We start from the raw sequence: 15796 nt of genomic DNA on the forward strand, positions 1-15796 counted from the left end.
CACAGGGATGGCCGCATTTTCTCTCCGATGGGGTCGGCATACGAGCTGCGTAGGGTGGGCAAAGCGCAGAGTGCACACCGCCGAGCGCCAGCCGCGACGCCGGTGCTTGTGAATTCGTCCTCTCCCCTTGCGGGAGAGGGCATGTAGGAACTCGCAACAGGCTCGGTTGGGTGAGGGGTATGTCTCCAGCAGCATCGCTCGCGGATAGATACCCCTCACCCGACTGCGTACGCGGAAGGGCCGGTGATGCCCTCTCCCGCAAGGGGAGAGGGCACATTCACGGGCACCTCGCCCGAGCGTCGCGATGAGAGTCTATTTGTTGGACCCCCAAGCGATCACCGGGTCATTGCGAGGAGCGAAGCGACGAAGCAATTCAGAGCCCCTCCCACGACTCTGGATTGCTTCCGCCTTCGCTCTTCGAGCTACGGCGGACAAGTCGCTTCGCTCGCAATGACGATGCAGCTGACTGTGTGAACGAGGACCGTGACCATGGCCACCAGACAGACTCAACTGCTCGCCCGGGCGCTGCTGTCGCCGGCGGTCATCCTGCTGTTCATCTGGATGATCGTGCCGCTGGCGCTGACCGTCTACTTCTCGACCCTGCATTACAGCCTGCTCGATCCCGGCTCCGAGAGCTTCGTCGGCTTAGAGAATTTCGAGTATTTCCTCACCGATCCCGCCTTCCTCGCCTCGCTGCAGAACACGCTGGTCCTGGTCGGCTCGGTCCTGCTGCTCACGATCGGCCTCGGCATCCCCCTGGCGCTCCTGCTCGACCAGCCGGTGATCGGCCGCAACATCATCCGCCTGATGGTGATCGCGCCGTTCTTTGTGATGCCGACGGTCAGCGCGTTGGTGTGGAAGAACCTCCTGATGCACCCGGTGTCCGGCCTGTTCGCGTGGATCGCGACCTCACTCGGGATGACGCCGATCGACTGGTTCACCGATGCGCCGCTGCTTGCGGTGATCTTCATCGTCGCCTGGCAATGGCTGCCGTTTGCGACGCTGATCCTGCTCACCGCGCTGCAGTCGCTCGACGAGGAGCAGAAGGAGGCTGCCGAGATGGATGGCGCCGGTCCGCTGTCGCGCTTCATCTATCTGACCGTGCCGCACCTGGCACGGCCGATCACGGTGGTGATCCTGATCGAGACCATTTTCCTGCTCACCGTGTTTGCCGAGATCTTCGTCACCACCGGCGGCGGACCTGGGCTGCAGACCACCAACATCGCCTTCCTGGTCTATTCGCAGGCGCTGATCCAGTTCGATGTCGGCACTGCCTCGGCGGGCGGCCTCGTCGCGGTCGTCATCGCCAATATCGTCGCCTTCTTCCTGGTCCGCATCGTCGGCCGTAACCTCGAGGCGTAACAGCATGGCGCGCAAGGTCACCGGACGTCATGTCGCGATCTCCACGCTGGCTGCATGGCTCGCCGGCTTCGTCATCTTCTTCCCGATCCTGTGGATGGTGCTGGCAAGCTTCAAGACCGAGCTGGAGGCGTTCGCGACGCCGCCCTCGTTCCTGTTCTTCCATTGGACCACCGAGAACTACGCCACCGTGCAGGAGCGCAGCGATTATCTGCATCACGCGCTGAACTCGCTGATCGTCGCCGGCGGCTCGACGCTCATTGCCATGCTGATCGCCATTCCCGCGGCGTGGTCGATGGCGTTCTCGCCGACCAAGCGCACCAAGGACATCCTGCTCTGGATGCTCTCGACCAAGATGATGCCGCCGGTCGGCGTGCTCGTGCCGATCTACCTCATCTACAAGAACATGGGGCTGCTCGATACGCGGACCGGCCTGGTCTTCATCCTCTGCCTCGGCAATCTGCCGATCGTGATCTGGATGCTGTTCACTTACTTCAAGGAGATCCCGAAGGACATCCTGGAAGCGGCGCGGATGGATGGCGCGACGATCGGACGCGAGCTGATCTACGTGCTGACGCCGATGGCGATCCCCGGTCTGGCCTCGACCTTGCTGCTCAATCTCATCCTGGCCTGGAACGAGGCGTTCTGGACCTTGAACCTGTCGACCCTGAATGCGGCGCCGCTGACGACCTTCATCGCCTCCTATTCGAGTCCGGAGGGCCTGTTCTGGGCGCGGCTGTCGGCGGCCTCCACGCTCGCGATCGCGCCGATCCTGATCATCGGCTGGTTCAGCCAGAAGCAGCTCGTGCGCGGGCTGACCTTCGGCGCAGTGAAGTAACGAAAGGGCTGGGTTCACATGGGACGGATCACGCTGGAAGGTGTGCAGAAATCGTTCGGGCCGGTCCACATCATCAAGGGCGCCGACCTCGACATTCCCGACGGCGCCTTCGTGGTGTTTGTCGGCCCCTCCGGTTGCGGCAAAACCACGCTGTTGCGGCTGATCGCCGGGCTCGAGGACGTCTCGGGCGGCCGCATCCTGATCGACGGCCATAATGTCGTCGACGTGCCGCCGGCCAAGCGCGGCCTGTCGATGGTGTTCCAGTCCTATGCGCTGTATCCGCATATGAGCGTCCGCGGCAACATCGCCTTCGGTCTGAAAATGGCCGGGCTGCCGAAGGCCGAGATCAACCAGAAGGTCGAGGCGGCCGCCGCGACCCTGAACCTCACGCCCTATCTCGACCGCAAGCCGCGCGAACTCTCCGGCGGCCAGCGCCAGCGTGTCGCGATCGGCCGCGCCATTGTGCGCGAACCGAAGGCGTTCCTGTTCGACGAGCCGTTGTCCAATCTCGACGCCGCGCTGCGCGTGCAGATGCGGCTCGAAGTGACGCGGCTGCAGAAGCAACTCGGCACCACGGCGATCTATGTGACTCACGACCAGGTCGAGGCCATGACCATGGCCGACAAGATCGTGGTGCTGAACGCCGGCCGGATTGAGCAATATGGTTCGCCGATCGAGCTCTATCAGAAGCCCGCCAATTTGTTTGTGGCCGGCTTCATCGGCTCGCCGAAGATGAACTTCATCACCGGCCCCGAGGCTGCGCAGCGCGGCGCCACGACGATCGGGGTGCGGCCCGAGCACATCGCCGTCGTCGATGACGGCGGCGAGGGCTGGTCCGGCAAGGTGCTGATTGCCGAGCATCTCGGCAGCGACACCTTTCTCTATGTCGATGCCGGTGCGCTGGGCACGCTGACCGTGCGCTGCGTCGGCGAGAAGCGGCTCGGCGCAGGCGACGCCGTGACGCTGCGGCCCGAGCCGGGCCGGATCTACCGCTTCGACAACAATGGACTTGCGATCTTCGCATGAGAGGTGACGTCCCCTCCGGACGTCAGTGACAACAACGGACGACGACCATGTATCTCGAAAAATTCAAACTCGACGGCAAGACCGCGTTGATCACCGGCGGCGCGCAGGGCATTGGGCTGGCCTGCGTCGAGGCGCTGGCCGAAGCGGGCGCGCATGTGGTGATCGCCGATCGCGATGCGAAAGCCGCGGCGGATGCGCAGGCGGCGATGAAGGCCAGGGGTTTCGACACCGCGACGGCGCTGATGGACGTGACCAATTCTGCCCAGGTGACGCAGATCGCCGACGATCTGGCCGCGCGCCACGGCAAGGTCGATATCCTCGTCAACAATGCCGGCATCGCGCGCAGCGAGACGCCGGCCGAGACCGTCACCGACGAGCATTGGCTGAACGTGCTCGATGTCAATCTCAATGGCACGTTCTGGTGCTGCCGCGCCTTCGGCAAGCACATGCTGGCGGCCAAGAGCGGCACGATCGTCAATATCGGCTCGATGTCCGGCTTCATCGTCAACAAGCCGCAGGAGCAATGCTTCTACAACGCATCGAAGGCCGCGGTGCACCATCTGACCAAGTCGCTGGCGGCCGAATGGGGCGCCCGCGGCATCCGCGTCAATGCGGTCGCACCGACCTATATCGAGACGCCCCTGAATGCCTTCGTGAAGAACAATCCGCGCATGTATGATGCCTGGATTGGTGGGACCCCGATGGGCCGCATGGGCCAGGTCGAGGAGATCGCCTCGGTCGTGCTGTTCCTGGCTTCGGAAGCTGCAAGTTTGATGACCGGCAGCGTCGTCGTTGTCGATGGCGGCTATACTTGCTGGTAAACTCCCGTCAACGACAGACGGGAGTGAAACATGCGTCAGGCCTTTATCGGTGTCGATGTCGGCACAACCAGCACGCGCGCCGGCATCTTCGACCCAGCCGGCCGCCTCCTTGCCGCGGCGCGGCATCCGATCAGGACCTGGCATGAGGCCGGCGATGTCGTCGAGCAATCGTCCGACGACATCTGGCGCGCGTGCTGTGCGTCGGTCAAAGCGGCGCTGGCAGAAGCAGCGATCGCGCCGGAGCTGATCAAGGGCATCGGCTTCGACGCGACCTGCTCGCTGGTCGTGCTGGACCGCCAAGGCGCGCCGGTCACGGTCAGCAGTTCCGGCGACCCCACCCGCAACGTCATCGTCTGGATGGATCATCGCGCTCTGTCAGAGGCGCGCGACATCAATGCGACCAAGGACGAGGTCCTGCGCTATGTCGGCGGTTCGATCTCACCGGAAATGGAGATGCCGAAGCTGCTCTGGCTGAAGCGGCATCTGCGGACGAGCTTCGACGGCGCCGGGCATTTCTTCGATCTCGCTGACTTTCTTACCTGGCGTGCGACGGGCGCCGTGGCGCGCTCGATGTGCACCGTCACCTGCAAGTGGAATTATCTTGCGCATGAGGCGCGCTGGAGCGCGGATTATTTCCACCGCATCGGGCTCGATGAGTTCGTCAAGGAGGACTACGCCCGGATCGGCACCGAGATCGTTGCGCCGGGGACGGCGCTCGGTCACGGCCTGTCGCGGGACGCAGCAGCGGAGCTCGGGCTCGTGACCGGCACGCCAGTCGGCGCGGCGCTGATCGACGCTCATGCCGGTGGGATCGGCGCCATCGGCGGCCGCGCGTCGGATGGCGGCGAGGTCGATGTCTGCGATCGCCTGGCCTACATCATGGGGACCTCGGCCTGCATCATGGCGACGACGCGGGCACCGTCCTTCGTGCCGGGTGTGTGGGGACCTTATTATCAGGGCATGGTGCCGGGGTTCTGGCTGAACGAGGGCGGCCAGTCTGCGGCGGGGGCGGCTGTCGACCATCTCCTGCGCTCACACCCCGCGGCTGCCGACGCGACCGCCGCCGCGCGTGGCGAAGGGCTCGACCTGATCAGCTTCCTGGAGAAGCGCATCCTGGCGCGCACGCCCCAGGTCGGCGCTGCGGCGCTACTGGCCCGCGACATTCACATCCTTCCGGAATTCCTCGGCAACCGCTCTCCCTATGCCGATCCCGCCTCGCGCGCGGTCATCGCCGGTCTTGATCTCGACGCCGATATCGGCGCGATGGAGCGGCTGTTCGTGGCCGGGCTTTGTGGCCTTGCCTATGGGCTCGCCGACGTGATGGATGCCTTTGCGGCCAATGGCGTCACCAGCCGGATTCTGGTGATGGCCGGCGGCGCCTCCCGCAGCCCGCTGGTGCGCCAGATCATGGCCGACACGACCGGGTTGACGGTGGCGCTGCCGGGCACCCAGGAGCCGGTGCTGCTCGGCGCGGCCATGCTCGGCGCGGTTGCCAGCGGCACCTTCCGGTCCATCGGCGAGACGATGGCGTCGATGTCCTCGCTCGGCCGCCTCAGCGATCCGACCGATCCGGACATTGCGGCCTTTCATCGCCGCAAGCGCCGTGTCCATGACCTGTTGCGGACACTTGATCGCGACAGCCGTTCCGTGATGCATGGGGGCGGTTTGGAGGCACGCTGATGATCCTGAGCTGCGGTGACGCGCTGATCGATTTCGTTCCGGCCCGGTTGGCTGATGGGCGTGATGGCCTGAGGCCGGTGGTCGGCGGGTCCTGCCTGAACGTCCCTGTCGGCCTGGCGCGGCTCGGCGCGCCGGCCGGCTTCGTCGGCGGCATCTCGACCGACCTGTTCGGCAGCATGATCGCCGCGCATGCGCAAGCCTCGGGCGTCGATCTCAGCCATGCCACCCGCAGTGCCGATCAGACGACGCTGGCCTTCGTGCGGCACGTCGGTGGCGAAGCGCAATACGCCTTTTATGACGCGGAGACGGCTGCCCGGAAATGGACCTACCGTCACGGTAGCATTCCGTTTACCAGCATTGACGCCATCCATGTCGGCTCGACCACGCTGATTCATGATCTGGGCGCCGCGGAGACCCGGGCCCTGATCGCCGCGACGCAAGGCGGGGTCACGATCTCCTTCGATCCCAATTGCCGCCCGAACCTGGTGCAGGACAAGGCGGCCTATCGCGTGCAGATGGACGGCTTTGCGGCGTCGGCCGACCTCATCAAGATGTCGGATGTCGATTTCGACTATCTGCATGGCCATGACGATTATGCGGCGCGCGCCGAAGCGCTGCTGGCGCGCGGCGCCAAGCTCGTGGTGGTGACCCGCGGGCCGAAAGGCGCGCTCGGCTGGCATGCCGGCGCCGGTGCGGCCGAGGTCGCGGCGCCCGCTGTCGAGGTCGTCGACACGATCGGCGCCGGCGACAGCTTTCAGGCCGGGCTCCTGTTCGCGCTGCATCGGCTCGGCCGGCTTGGCAAGGCGGCGCTCGCGGAGCTGACCGCCACCGAGCTGCGCAAGGTGCTGGCCTTTGCCGCGGCCTGCGCGGCCGTGACCTGCACACGCGAAGGCGCCGATCCGCCACGATGGGCCGACATGACCGCGACATGGAATGACCTGGGCTGAGAATGACCTGGGTTGAAGCAACCCATTGCACTCGTCATTGGGAACTGGTTGGCTGTTCCCCCGTCATATGAGAGGACCGGTCGCGGCGCGAGGAGCCGAGGCCGCCGCCGAAGCCATGACGCGACAAAGAGTTGCAGGGAGGAGAACGATGGCACCCGCCGCCAGGACCGAGCCGCTGTCCCGTCACGCGCTGGCGTTTGTTTTGGCCGGAGGGCGTGGCAGCCGTTTGCTTGAGCTGACTGACCGGCGCGCCAAGCCCGCCGTCTATTTCGGCGGCAAGTCGCGCATCATCGATTTCGCACTGTCCAACGCCGTCAACTCCGGCATCCGCCGCATCGCAGTCGCCACGCAATACAAGGCGCACAGCCTGATCCGACACCTGCAGATGGGCTGGAACTTCTTCCGCCCCGAGCGCAACGAGAGCTTCGACATCCTGCCCGCGAGCCAGCGCGTCTCCGAGACGATGTGGTACGTCGGAACGGCCGATGCCGTGTACCAGAACATCGACATCCTCGAGACCTACAACACGAAATATATCGTCGTGCTGGCCGGCGACCACATCTACAAGATGGACTACGAGCTGATGCTGCAGCAGCATGTCGACCAGCGCGCCGATGTCACCGTCGGCTGCCTGGAGATGCCGCGCGAGGAATCCTCGGGCTTCGGCGTCATGCACATCAATGAGGACGACACGATCCGCGACTTCATCGAGAAGCCGGCCGATCCGCCGCCGATGCCGGGCAAGCCGGACAAGTCGCTCGCCAGCATGGGCATCTATGTGTTCGACGCCAAATTCCTGTTCGAGGAGCTGAAGCGCGACGCCGGCGATCCAAACTCCAATCATGATTTCGGCCGCGACATCATTCCCTACATCGTCAAGAACGGCCGCGCCGTCGCCCACCAGTTCTCGCGCTCCTGTGTCCGTGCCGGTCACGATCAGACCAGCTACTGGCGGGACGTCGGCACGGTGGATGCCTATTGGGCCGCCAATCTCGACCTGACGGATGTGGTGCCCGAGCTCGATCTCTACGACCGCTCCTGGCCGCTCTGGACCTATTCCGAGATCACGCCGCCAGCCAAGTTCGTCCATGACACCGACGGCCGCCGCGGCGAGGCGACCTGCTCGCTGGTCTCAGGGGGCTGCATCGTCTCTGGCGCCCAGGTACAACGCTCGCTGCTGTTCACGGGCTCGCATCTGCATTCCTACGCCAAGGTCCACAATGCGGTGCTGCTGCCTTATGTCAACGTCGCCCGCCATGCGCGCCTGACGAATGTCGTGGTCGATCGCGGCGTGCAGATTCCGGAAGGCCTGGTCGTCGGCGAGGATCCGGAATTCGATGCCAAACGATTCAGGACGACGGAGAACGGGGTCACATTGATCACCCAGCCGATGATCGACGGGCTCAATTCATGACGCCGTTGCGCATTCTGTCGGTCGCGTCCGAGGTTTATCCCATCGTCAAGACCGGCGGCCTCGCCGACGTCGTCGGCGCCCTGCCGTGGGCGCTGATGGCCGAGGATGTCGAGGTCCGCACCCTGATCCCCGGTTATCCCGCCGTGATGCTGGCGCTGGAGCAGGTCAGCGAGATCAGCTCGCTGCCGAACTTCTTCGGCGGCAATGCAAGGCTGCTCGGCGGCAGCCATGGCGCGCTCGATCTGTTCGTGCTGGACGCGCCGCATCTGTATGACAGGCCCGGCAATCCGTATCTGGGTCCCGAGGGCAAGGATTGGCCCGACAACGCCTTCCGCTTTGCGGCGCTGGCGCGTGCGGCCTCTTATATCGGGCTCGGCGCGGTGCCGGCCTTCGTGCCCGATATCGTTCACGGCCATGACTGGCAGGCGGGCCTGGTGCCGGCCTATCTGCTCTACAGCCATCGGCCGCATCCCGGCACGGTGATGACCGTGCACAATCTGGCGTTCCAGGGCCGCTTTCCGCGTCACTTCCTGCCGCCGCTCGGGCTGCCGCCGGAATCCTTTTCGATCTATGGCCTCGAATATTATGGCGACATCAGCTTCCTCAAAGCGGGGCTGCAATTCGCCGACAAGATCACCACGGTGTCGCCGACCTATGCCCGGGAGATCCAGAGCGACGAGCAGGGGATGGGCCTGGGCGGCCTGCTGCGCCAGCGCGCCTCCGATCTCGTCGGCATCCTGAATGGCATCGACACCGCGGTGTGGGATCCCGGCAGCGATCCGGCGATCGCATCGCATTTTGGCATCGAGCGGCTCGAGGCCCGCGCGCCCAACAAGGCCGCGCTGCAGACGCGGATGGGCCTGCAGGTGTCGCCTGAGACCTTCCTGCTCGGCGTCGTCAGCCGCCTGACCTCGCAAAAAGGGCTCGATTTGCTGCTGTCCTGCCTGCCGACCCTGGTCGGCAGCGGCATCCAGCTGGCGCTGCTCGGGGACGGCGAGGCCGAACTGCGGGACGCGTTTCACGCCGCGGCCCAGCGCTATCCTGGCCAGATCGGGGTTGTCATCGGCTACGACGAGGGGCTTGCACATCTCATCCAGGCCGGCTGCGATGCGCTGGTCGTGCCGTCGCGGTTCGAGCCCTGCGGCCTGACGCAGCTCTGCGCCTTGCGCTACGGCGCGCTGCCGATCGTCACCGCGGTGGGCGGGCTTGCCGACACCGTGATCGACGAGACCGAAGCCGGCGTCGCCGCCACCGGCTTCAAATGTGCCTCGGTCACCGCGGAGGCGCTCGATCAGACGCTGCGGCGGGCCGCAGCCGCGTTCTACGCCGCGCGGAGCAACGCCTCGAACTGGACCCGCATGCAGCTCAACGCGATGCTGACCGACGTCTCCTGGCGTCATCGCGCTGGCCGCTACGCCGAGCTCTACCGGCAGATCGTCGCGCAGCGGCGCCCGGCCGGGTGAGCGTGGACAGCCTGATCAGCCGACCTATGCCTCGATGAGAACCTTCAGAGCATGGGTCCTGGCCGCGGCGCCGAAGGTCTCATAGGCATCGAGGATCTGGTCCAGTCTGAAGCGATGGGTGATCAGCAGCTTCGGCTCGAGTTTCTTCGACTGTACCGTCTTGAGCAGCATCGGCGTCGTCACGGTGTCGACCAGCCGCGTCGTGATCGCGATGTTGCGATCCCACAGTTTCTCCAGATGCAGGTCGGCCTTGACGCCGTGCACGCCGACATTGGCGATGGTGCCGCCAGGGGCGATGATGTCTTCGCAGGTCACAAAGGTCGCGGGGACGCCGACCGCCTCGATCGCCGTGTCGACGCCGCGGCCATGTGTCAGCGCCATCACCTTCTCGACCGCCTTGCCGTCGGCATTGTTGATGGTGCTGGTGGCGCCGAAGCGGGCGGCGACCTCGAGCCGGTTGTCATCGAGATCGATCATGATGATCTCCGCCGGCGAATAGAACTGCGCGGTCAGCAGCGCCGCCAGGCCGATCGGACCGGCGCCGACGATCGCGACCGTCGAGCCCGGCTCGACCTTGCCGTTGAGGACACCGCATTCGAACCCGGTCGGCAGGATGTCACTCAGCATCACCAGCGCCTCCTCCTCGGTGCCCGGGGGCACGTGGTAAAGGCTGGTGTCGGCGTGCGGCGTGCGCACATATTCCGCCTGCGTGCCATCGATCTTGTTGCCGAGGATCCAGCCGCCATGGCGGCAATGCGAATACATGCCGCGGCGGCAATAGTCGCAGGTTCCGCAGGCCGAGATGCAGGAGATGATGACGTGGTCGCCGGGCTTGAAGGCGCGCACCGCGCTGCCCACCGCCTCGACCACGCCGACGCCCTCGTGACCGAGGATGCGGCCCGGCGTGCAGGTCGGCACGTCGCCCTTGAGGATGTGCAGGTCGGTGCCGCAGATCGTGGTCTTCAGGATTTTGACCACGGCATCGCCGGGTTCGAGGATCGTCGGCTTCGGCCGCTCATCGACGGATTTCTGGCCGGGACCATGATAGACCAGGGCCTTCATGATGTTCCTCCGCAAGTTGTTGGCGAAGCATCACGCGAACGAGGTTGCCGTCGATTGAGGCGTATCAAGCCAGGGCGCCTTTCCTATCACTATCCTGTGTTGCAGGGGGCGCGGAGGCCGACGGTGCCGCGCAGCGTCCTATTGCAGCCCAGCCCGGCGCCGATCACATGCCGATCCGGCTGGACGCATCGGCACGGCTCACGGATAGTCCTGCGGTTCCCTGCGAGACTGTGACCTCATGACCGACCTGCCGACAACTTCTCCCGCCTTCGATCTCATCATCCGCGGCGGCACCGTGATCGACGGCACGCGGGCGCCGCGCTTTCAGGCGGATGTCGGCATCACGGATGGTCGCATCGCTGTCATCGGCCCGCTGGACAACAGGACGGCTGCGCGGGAGATCGACGCCACCGGCCGCATCGTCGCGCCGGGTTTCATCGATTCCCACACCCACGACGACAGCGCGGTGCTGGTCGATCCCGGCATGACCTGCAAGGTCTCGCAGGGCGTGACATCGGTGGTGACCGGCAATTGCGGTGTCAGCATCGCGCCGTTGAAACCCGGCTCGCCGCGGCCGATGCCGCTCGGCCTGCTGTCGCCCGGCGGCGGCCAGGTTGCCGAGTTCGCGTCGTTTGCAGGCTACGTCGCGGCGCTGCGCGCGGCACCCGCAGCGGTCAATGTCGCGCCGATGGTCGGCCATACCTCGCTGCGGGCGTCCGTCGTGAGCGATCTCGGCCGCGCCGCGACCGACAGCGAAATCGGCGCGATGCGCAGCCATGTTCAGGAGGCGCTCGACGCGGGGGCCATCGGCGTGTCGACCGGAACGTTCTATCCGCCGGCCGAGGCGGCGCCGACCGCGGAGATCATCGAGGTCTGCCGTCCCCTGACCGGCAGCGGCGGCGTCTATGCGACGCATATGCGCAACGAGGCCGATCAGGTGACGCAATCGCTGGAGGAAAGCTTCGCGATCGGCAAGGCGCTCGATGTCCAGGTCGTGATCTCGCACCACAAGGTGGTGGGGCCGGCCAATTTCGGCCGCACCAAGGAGACCTTGCCGCTGATCAGCAAGGCGATGAGCTGCCAATGCGTCGCGCTCGACTGCTATCCCTATAATGCCTCGTCGACGATGCTGCACACCGATCCGGCCAAGCTGCAGGTGAAGGTGGTCGTCGCGGCGTCCGGTCCGCATCCCGAGGTCGCCGGCCGCGATCTTGCTGAGATCGCTGCCGCCTGGGGCGTCGACCGGCTGGAGGCGGCCAAGCGGCTGCAACCCGCCTCTGCGATCTATTTCGCGATGGACGAGGCCGACGTGCGGACCATCCTGGCCTTCGAGCCGACCATGATCGGCTCCGACGGCCTGCCGTTCGGCGAGCGGCCGCATCCCAGGCTGTGGGGCACGTTCCCCCGCGTGCTCGGCTATTACTGTCGCGAGCTCGAGCTGTTCTCGCTGGAGACCGCGGTCTGGAAGATGAGCGGCCTGACCGCGCGCAATTTCGGCATCAAGGAGCGCGGCACGATCGCGGTCGGCAACCACGCCGACATCACGATCTTCGATGCATCCCGCGTGCGCGACGCCGCGACCTATGATGACCCCTGCGTGCCGGCCGCCGGCATCGAGGCCGTCATCGTCAATGGCGCGCTGACCTGGTGGCAGGGCACGCACCAGAACGCGCGCGCCGGGCAGGTGATCACGCGTGCTACGCGGCGATGATCAGGAGCGCGGCCGCGCCGTCGATGCGCGGATGATGAGCTCCGGCTGCAGCACGACATGCTCGTTGGCGGCGTCGGGACTGCGGATGCGCGCGAGCAGCAGCCGCGCTGCGGTCGCGCCCATCTCGCGCTGCGCGATCCGTACGGTGGTGAGCGGCGGCGAGACCAGGTCGACGAAGGGCATGTCGTTGTGGCCGACGACGGAGACATCCGCCGGGCAGGTGAGGCCGCTCGCGGCGAGCGCATCATAGACGCCGAGCGCCAGCAGATCGTTGGCGGCGACGATGGCGGTCGGCCTCGCCTTGCGGCCGAGAAGCCGTAGTCCCGCCTCGCGGCCGGCGGCGCGCGTATAGGCGGTGGCGGCCTCGATCGGGGCATCGCCGAGGGACAAGCCGGAATCTGCGATGCTGGCTTCGAAGCCTGCGCGTCGCCGCGCGCCGGTCGAGATCTCCTGCGGGCCCGCGACATGGCCGATCCGCCGATGGCCCAGCGCGACCAGATGATCGACCGCCAGCCGCATGCCGGCCGCATCGTCGCTGGCCGCCGACGGCAACTCCCCGGCCGCATCGACGCGATTGACCAGCACCACTGGCGTCGATGCTCCGACGGAGTGCGCCACGACGTCGTCGTGCAGCCTCACCGTCGCCAGGACCAGGCCGTCGACACCGCGCGCGATCAGGCTGTCGACGAGATCCTGCTGCGAGCCACCCGTGCCGACATCGACGACGATCGTTGCATATCCCTCCGCGTTGAGATGTTCCGCCAGGCCCGAGAGAACGGGGGGGAAGCCGGGATCCGCAATGTCCGGCGCCAGCACGCCGATCAGGCCGCTGCGGCCGGTGCGCAGGCCCTTGGCGGCCATGTTCAACCGGTAGCCGAGCGCGTTGGCCTCGGCCTGGATCCGCTCGGCGACGTCGGCAGCGACCAGATGCTTCATGGCCGGGCTCAGCGCCCGCGACACGGTCGAGGGATGCACGCCGCAGCGCGCTGCGATGTCCTTGATGGTGGGACGTGGCGCCGTCGCCCCGCGGCCCGTCAGTGATCGGCGGTCCCCGTGTCTCATTCCCGCTCCGTGGTGCCACACCCTTGGACAAATCCTGCCTATAATACCTTGACACATTTCTCGCGGATGCACTAATCTCTCGTGCAATCGATTGCAATCCTCGGGAAGGAGCGTCCACATGACAGGAAGCGCGCTGAAGCCGCATTTGGTCAGCCCGGAGCATCTCGATCCGCATTGGCGTTGGAACCGCGCCATCCCGGCGCATGGCCATGTCTCGGTGGATTTCGAACGCCGCGTCGATTTCGATCGTCTGCGGAACTATCGGCTGGCGCGGGCGCGCGCGGCGCTGAAGGCGTCCGGCTGCGGCGCGCTGCTGCTGTTCGACGTCAACAACATCCGCTACGTGTCCGGAACCAAGATCGGCGAATGGGAACGCGACAAGCTGTGCCGGTTCGCGTTGCTCGCCGGCGATGGCGAGCCGATCGTATGGGATTTCGGCTCGGCTGCCGTGCATCACCGGATGTTCTGCGACTGGCTGGCGCCGGAGAATTGCCGCGCCGGCATGCTCGGCATGCGCGGCACCGTGCCGCCCGCCGTCGGCCTGATGAAGGCGCATGCCGAGGAGGTGATGAGCCTGTTGCGATCAGCAGGGGTCGCCGACATGCCGGTCGGCGTCGACCTCGCCGAGACCGCGATGTTCTTCGAACTGCAGAAGGCCGGGATGAAGGTCGTCGACGGTCAGCAGGTGATGCTGGATGCGCGCGAGATCAAGAACATCGACGAGATCATGCTGCTCAACCAGGCGGCCGCGATGGTCGACGGCGTCTATCATTCGATCTACGAGAATTTGAAGCCCGGAGTGCGCGAGAACGACATCGTCGCGCTCGCCAACAAGCTGCTCTACGAGATGGGCTCCGATGACGTCGAGGCGATCAACGCCATTTCGGGCGAGCGCTGCAATCCGCATCCGCATAATTTCACCGACCGCATCCTGCGCCCTGGCGATCAGGCGTTCTTCGACATCCTGCAATCCTACCAGGGCTACCGCACCTGCTATTACCGCACCTTCAATGTCGGCCGCGCCACCCCGGCGCAGCATGACGCCTATAAGCGCTGCCGCGAATGGCTCGACCATGCGATCGCCTTGATCAAGCCCGGCGTCTCGACCGACACCGTCGCCAAGGTCTGGCCGGCGGCGGAGGAGTTCGGCTTCCCCTCGGAGATGGCGGCGTTCGGCCTGCAATTCGGCCATGGCCTCGGCCTCGCGCTGCATGAGCGCCCGATCATCTCGCGGCTGGTCTCGCTTGACAATCCGATGGAGATCAAGACGGGAATGGTGTTCGCGCTGGAGACCTACTGTCCCGCGACCGACGGGTTTTCGGCCGCACGGATCGAGGAAGAGGTCGTGGTGACGGATAGAGGCTGCCAGGTGATCACGCTGTTCCCCGCGGAAGAGCTGCCGATCGCCAACCGCTATTGAGCGAAGCAACGGGGAGACGACACATGGCTGCAACGCATTCGCTCGGCTGGATCGGCATGGGGCGCATGGGCTATCCGATGGCCGAACGTCTCTTGAAGGCTGACCTGAAGCTCTCGATCTGGAACCGGACCCGCGCCAAGGCCGAGCCGCTGGCGGCGAAGGGCGGCGTGATCGTCGACCGTCCGAGCGATCTTGCGACGTGCGACATCGTGTTCTCGATGGTGTCGACCGGCAAGGATCTCGAACAGGTCTATTTCGGCGACAACGGCCTCGTGGCGTCGAGCCTCGGACCGCGGCCCAGGATCCTGGTCGACTGCTCCTCGATCGGCATCGAGCAGTCGGAGGCGATCGCCGCCAGACTGAAGCGGCTCGACTGCGCGTTCGTTCGTGCGCCGGTGTCCGGCAACGGCAAATGCGTCAAGGCGGGGAAGCTGTCGTCGGTGGTCTCCGGGCCGGAATCGGCGTTCGAGATCATCGCGCCCTATCTCGCCAAGATCGCCGTCTCCGGCGTGTCCTATGTCGGCGAGGGCGAGCTCGCGCGCATCTGCAAGATCGCGCACAATGTGTTCCTCGGCGTCGTGATCCAGAATCTCGCCGAGATCACGATCCTGGCGCAGAAGGCCGGCGTGCCGCGCCATGCCTTTCTGGATTTCATGAATGCCAGCGTGATGGGATCGACCTTCACGAAATACAAGAGCAACGCGCTGGTCAATCTCGACTGGACCACGACCTTCACGCCGACGCTGCTGCGCAAGGATCTCGATCTCGGCCTGTCGGCGGCGCGCCAGCTCGATGTCGCGATGCCGGTCGCGGCCGCGACACGCGAAGCGCTGCAGGCCCATGTCGGCGCCGCCTCGCTGCAGGCTGATCCCGCCGGCTATCTGGACAAGGATTTTGCGGCGCTGCTTGAGACCGTGGCGCTCGCTGCCGGCGTGAAGCTGCAGCCCGAAAACGTGCCGATGCCGACGGGGCTGGAGACCGAGGGGTAGGCGG

General features: G+C 65.8%; 13 protein-coding genes. 11 read left to right on the forward strand and 2 right to left on the reverse strand.

The genetic code is table 11. The features are described from left to right. The first annotated feature begins 489 nt into the window (after positions 1–489). The 8 genes from BBTA_RS04320 to glgA all read left to right on the forward strand — a co-directional run bounded on the left by BBTA_RS04320 (position 490) and on the right by glgA (position 9548). Positions 490–1362: a carbohydrate ABC transporter permease gene (locus BBTA_RS04320; protein WP_012041221.1), complete on the forward strand. Its 873-nt coding sequence runs from the start codon at positions 490–492 to the stop codon at positions 1360–1362. A gap of 4 nt (positions 1363–1366) precedes the next feature. Further along, positions 1367–2197 carry a carbohydrate ABC transporter permease gene (locus tag BBTA_RS04325; RefSeq protein ID WP_012041222.1) on the forward strand — a complete coding sequence of 277 codons (831 nt, stop codon included), beginning with the start codon at positions 1367–1369 and terminating at the stop codon, positions 2195–2197. Positions 2198–2215: 18 nt separating this feature from the next. Next, a complete protein-coding gene (locus tag BBTA_RS04330; protein WP_012041223.1) occupies positions 2216–3223 on the forward strand; it encodes an ABC transporter ATP-binding protein in 1008 nt (335 codons plus the stop codon). A 47-nt stretch (positions 3224–3270) separates the two neighbouring features. Next, positions 3271–4044 (forward strand): SDR family NAD(P)-dependent oxidoreductase, encoded by a 774-nt coding sequence (locus BBTA_RS04335; protein ID WP_012041224.1) that lies wholly within the window; start codon positions 3271–3273, stop codon positions 4042–4044. Positions 4045–4074: 30 nt separating this feature from the next. Beyond that, complete coding sequence (locus BBTA_RS04340; RefSeq protein WP_012041225.1) at positions 4075–5724, forward strand: FGGY-family carbohydrate kinase; 1650 nt, start codon at positions 4075–4077, stop codon at positions 5722–5724. Continuing rightward, complete coding sequence (locus tag BBTA_RS04345) at positions 5724–6671, forward strand: carbohydrate kinase (RefSeq protein WP_012041226.1); 948 nt, start codon at positions 5724–5726, stop codon at positions 6669–6671. The genes BBTA_RS04340 and BBTA_RS04345 overlap by 1 nt, the downstream gene beginning before the upstream one ends. A 148-nt stretch (positions 6672–6819) precedes the next feature. After that, positions 6820–8085: a glucose-1-phosphate adenylyltransferase gene (glgC, locus tag BBTA_RS04350; RefSeq protein ID WP_012041227.1), complete on the forward strand. Its 1266-nt coding sequence runs from the start codon at positions 6820–6822 to the stop codon at positions 8083–8085. Beyond that, a complete protein-coding gene (gene glgA / locus BBTA_RS04355) occupies positions 8082–9548 on the forward strand; it encodes a glycogen synthase GlgA (protein ID WP_012041228.1) in 1467 nt (488 codons plus the stop codon). Before glgC ends, glgA begins: the two co-directional genes overlap by 4 nt. Before the next feature lie 24 nt (positions 9549–9572). Here glgA and BBTA_RS04360 read toward each other — a convergent pair whose 3' ends face one another. Beyond that, on the reverse strand, positions 9573–10610 hold the full coding sequence (locus tag BBTA_RS04360) for a zinc-dependent alcohol dehydrogenase family protein (protein ID WP_012041229.1): 1038 nt from the start codon (positions 10608–10610) through the stop codon (positions 9573–9575). 238 nt (positions 10611–10848) lie between these two features. Between BBTA_RS04360 and BBTA_RS04365 the strand changes: the two genes are divergently transcribed. Further along, positions 10849–12321: an amidohydrolase family protein gene (locus BBTA_RS04365; RefSeq protein WP_012041230.1), complete on the forward strand. Its 1473-nt coding sequence runs from the start codon at positions 10849–10851 to the stop codon at positions 12319–12321. Here the strand turns inward: BBTA_RS04365 and BBTA_RS04370 are convergent, their stop codons facing one another. Next, positions 12322–13383 (reverse strand): LacI family DNA-binding transcriptional regulator, encoded by a 1062-nt coding sequence (locus BBTA_RS04370; protein WP_083780595.1) that lies wholly within the window; start codon positions 13381–13383, stop codon positions 12322–12324. A gap of 118 nt (positions 13384–13501) precedes the next feature. Between BBTA_RS04370 and BBTA_RS04375 the strand changes: the two genes are divergently transcribed. Together BBTA_RS04375 and BBTA_RS04380 are read left to right on the forward strand one after the other, a co-directional pair. Next, entirely contained in the window at positions 13502–14803 is a 1302-nt protein-coding gene (locus BBTA_RS04375; RefSeq protein ID WP_012041232.1) for a Xaa-Pro peptidase family protein, read from the forward strand. A 23-nt stretch (positions 14804–14826) separates the two neighbouring features. Next, complete coding sequence (locus BBTA_RS04380; protein ID WP_012041233.1) at positions 14827–15792, forward strand: NAD(P)-dependent oxidoreductase; 966 nt, start codon at positions 14827–14829, stop codon at positions 15790–15792. Positions 15793–15796: the final 4 nt, after the last annotated feature.

The organism is Bradyrhizobium sp. BTAi1 (assembly GCF_000015165.1).
Lineage (GTDB): Bacteria > Pseudomonadota > Alphaproteobacteria > Rhizobiales > Xanthobacteraceae > Bradyrhizobium > Bradyrhizobium denitrificans.

Excerpts from the sequence above, each read along its gene's own strand:
- BBTA_RS04375 (WP_012041232.1), top strand. The coding sequence starts at position 13,502 with ATGACAGGAAGCGCGCTGAAGCCGCATTTGGTCAGCCCGGAGCATCTC.
- BBTA_RS04380 (WP_012041233.1), top strand. The coding sequence starts at position 14,827 with ATGGCTGCAACGCATTCGCTCGGCTGGATCGGCATGGGGCGCATGGGC.
- BBTA_RS04325 (WP_012041222.1), top strand. The coding sequence starts at position 1,367 with ATGGCGCGCAAGGTCACCGGACGTCATGTCGCGATCTCCACGCTGGCT.
- BBTA_RS04320 (WP_012041221.1), top strand. The coding sequence starts at position 490 with ATGGCCACCAGACAGACTCAACTGCTCGCCCGGGCGCTGCTGTCGCCG.
- glgC (WP_012041227.1), top strand. The coding sequence starts at position 6,820 with ATGGCACCCGCCGCCAGGACCGAGCCGCTGTCCCGTCACGCGCTGGCG.
- glgA (WP_012041228.1), top strand. The coding sequence starts at position 8,082 with ATGACGCCGTTGCGCATTCTGTCGGTCGCGTCCGAGGTTTATCCCATC.
- BBTA_RS04330 (WP_012041223.1), top strand. The coding sequence starts at position 2,216 with ATGGGACGGATCACGCTGGAAGGTGTGCAGAAATCGTTCGGGCCGGTC.
- BBTA_RS04340 (WP_012041225.1), top strand. The coding sequence starts at position 4,075 with ATGCGTCAGGCCTTTATCGGTGTCGATGTCGGCACAACCAGCACGCGC.
- BBTA_RS04360 (WP_012041229.1), bottom strand. The coding sequence starts at position 10,610 with ATGAAGGCCCTGGTCTATCATGGTCCCGGCCAGAAATCCGTCGATGAG.
- BBTA_RS04345 (WP_012041226.1), top strand. The coding sequence starts at position 5,724 with ATGATCCTGAGCTGCGGTGACGCGCTGATCGATTTCGTTCCGGCCCGG.
- BBTA_RS04365 (WP_012041230.1), top strand. The coding sequence starts at position 10,849 with ATGACCGACCTGCCGACAACTTCTCCCGCCTTCGATCTCATCATCCGC.
- BBTA_RS04335 (WP_012041224.1), top strand. The coding sequence starts at position 3,271 with ATGTATCTCGAAAAATTCAAACTCGACGGCAAGACCGCGTTGATCACC.
- BBTA_RS04370 (WP_083780595.1), bottom strand. The coding sequence starts at position 13,383 with ATGAGACACGGGGACCGCCGATCACTGACGGGCCGCGGGGCGACGGCG.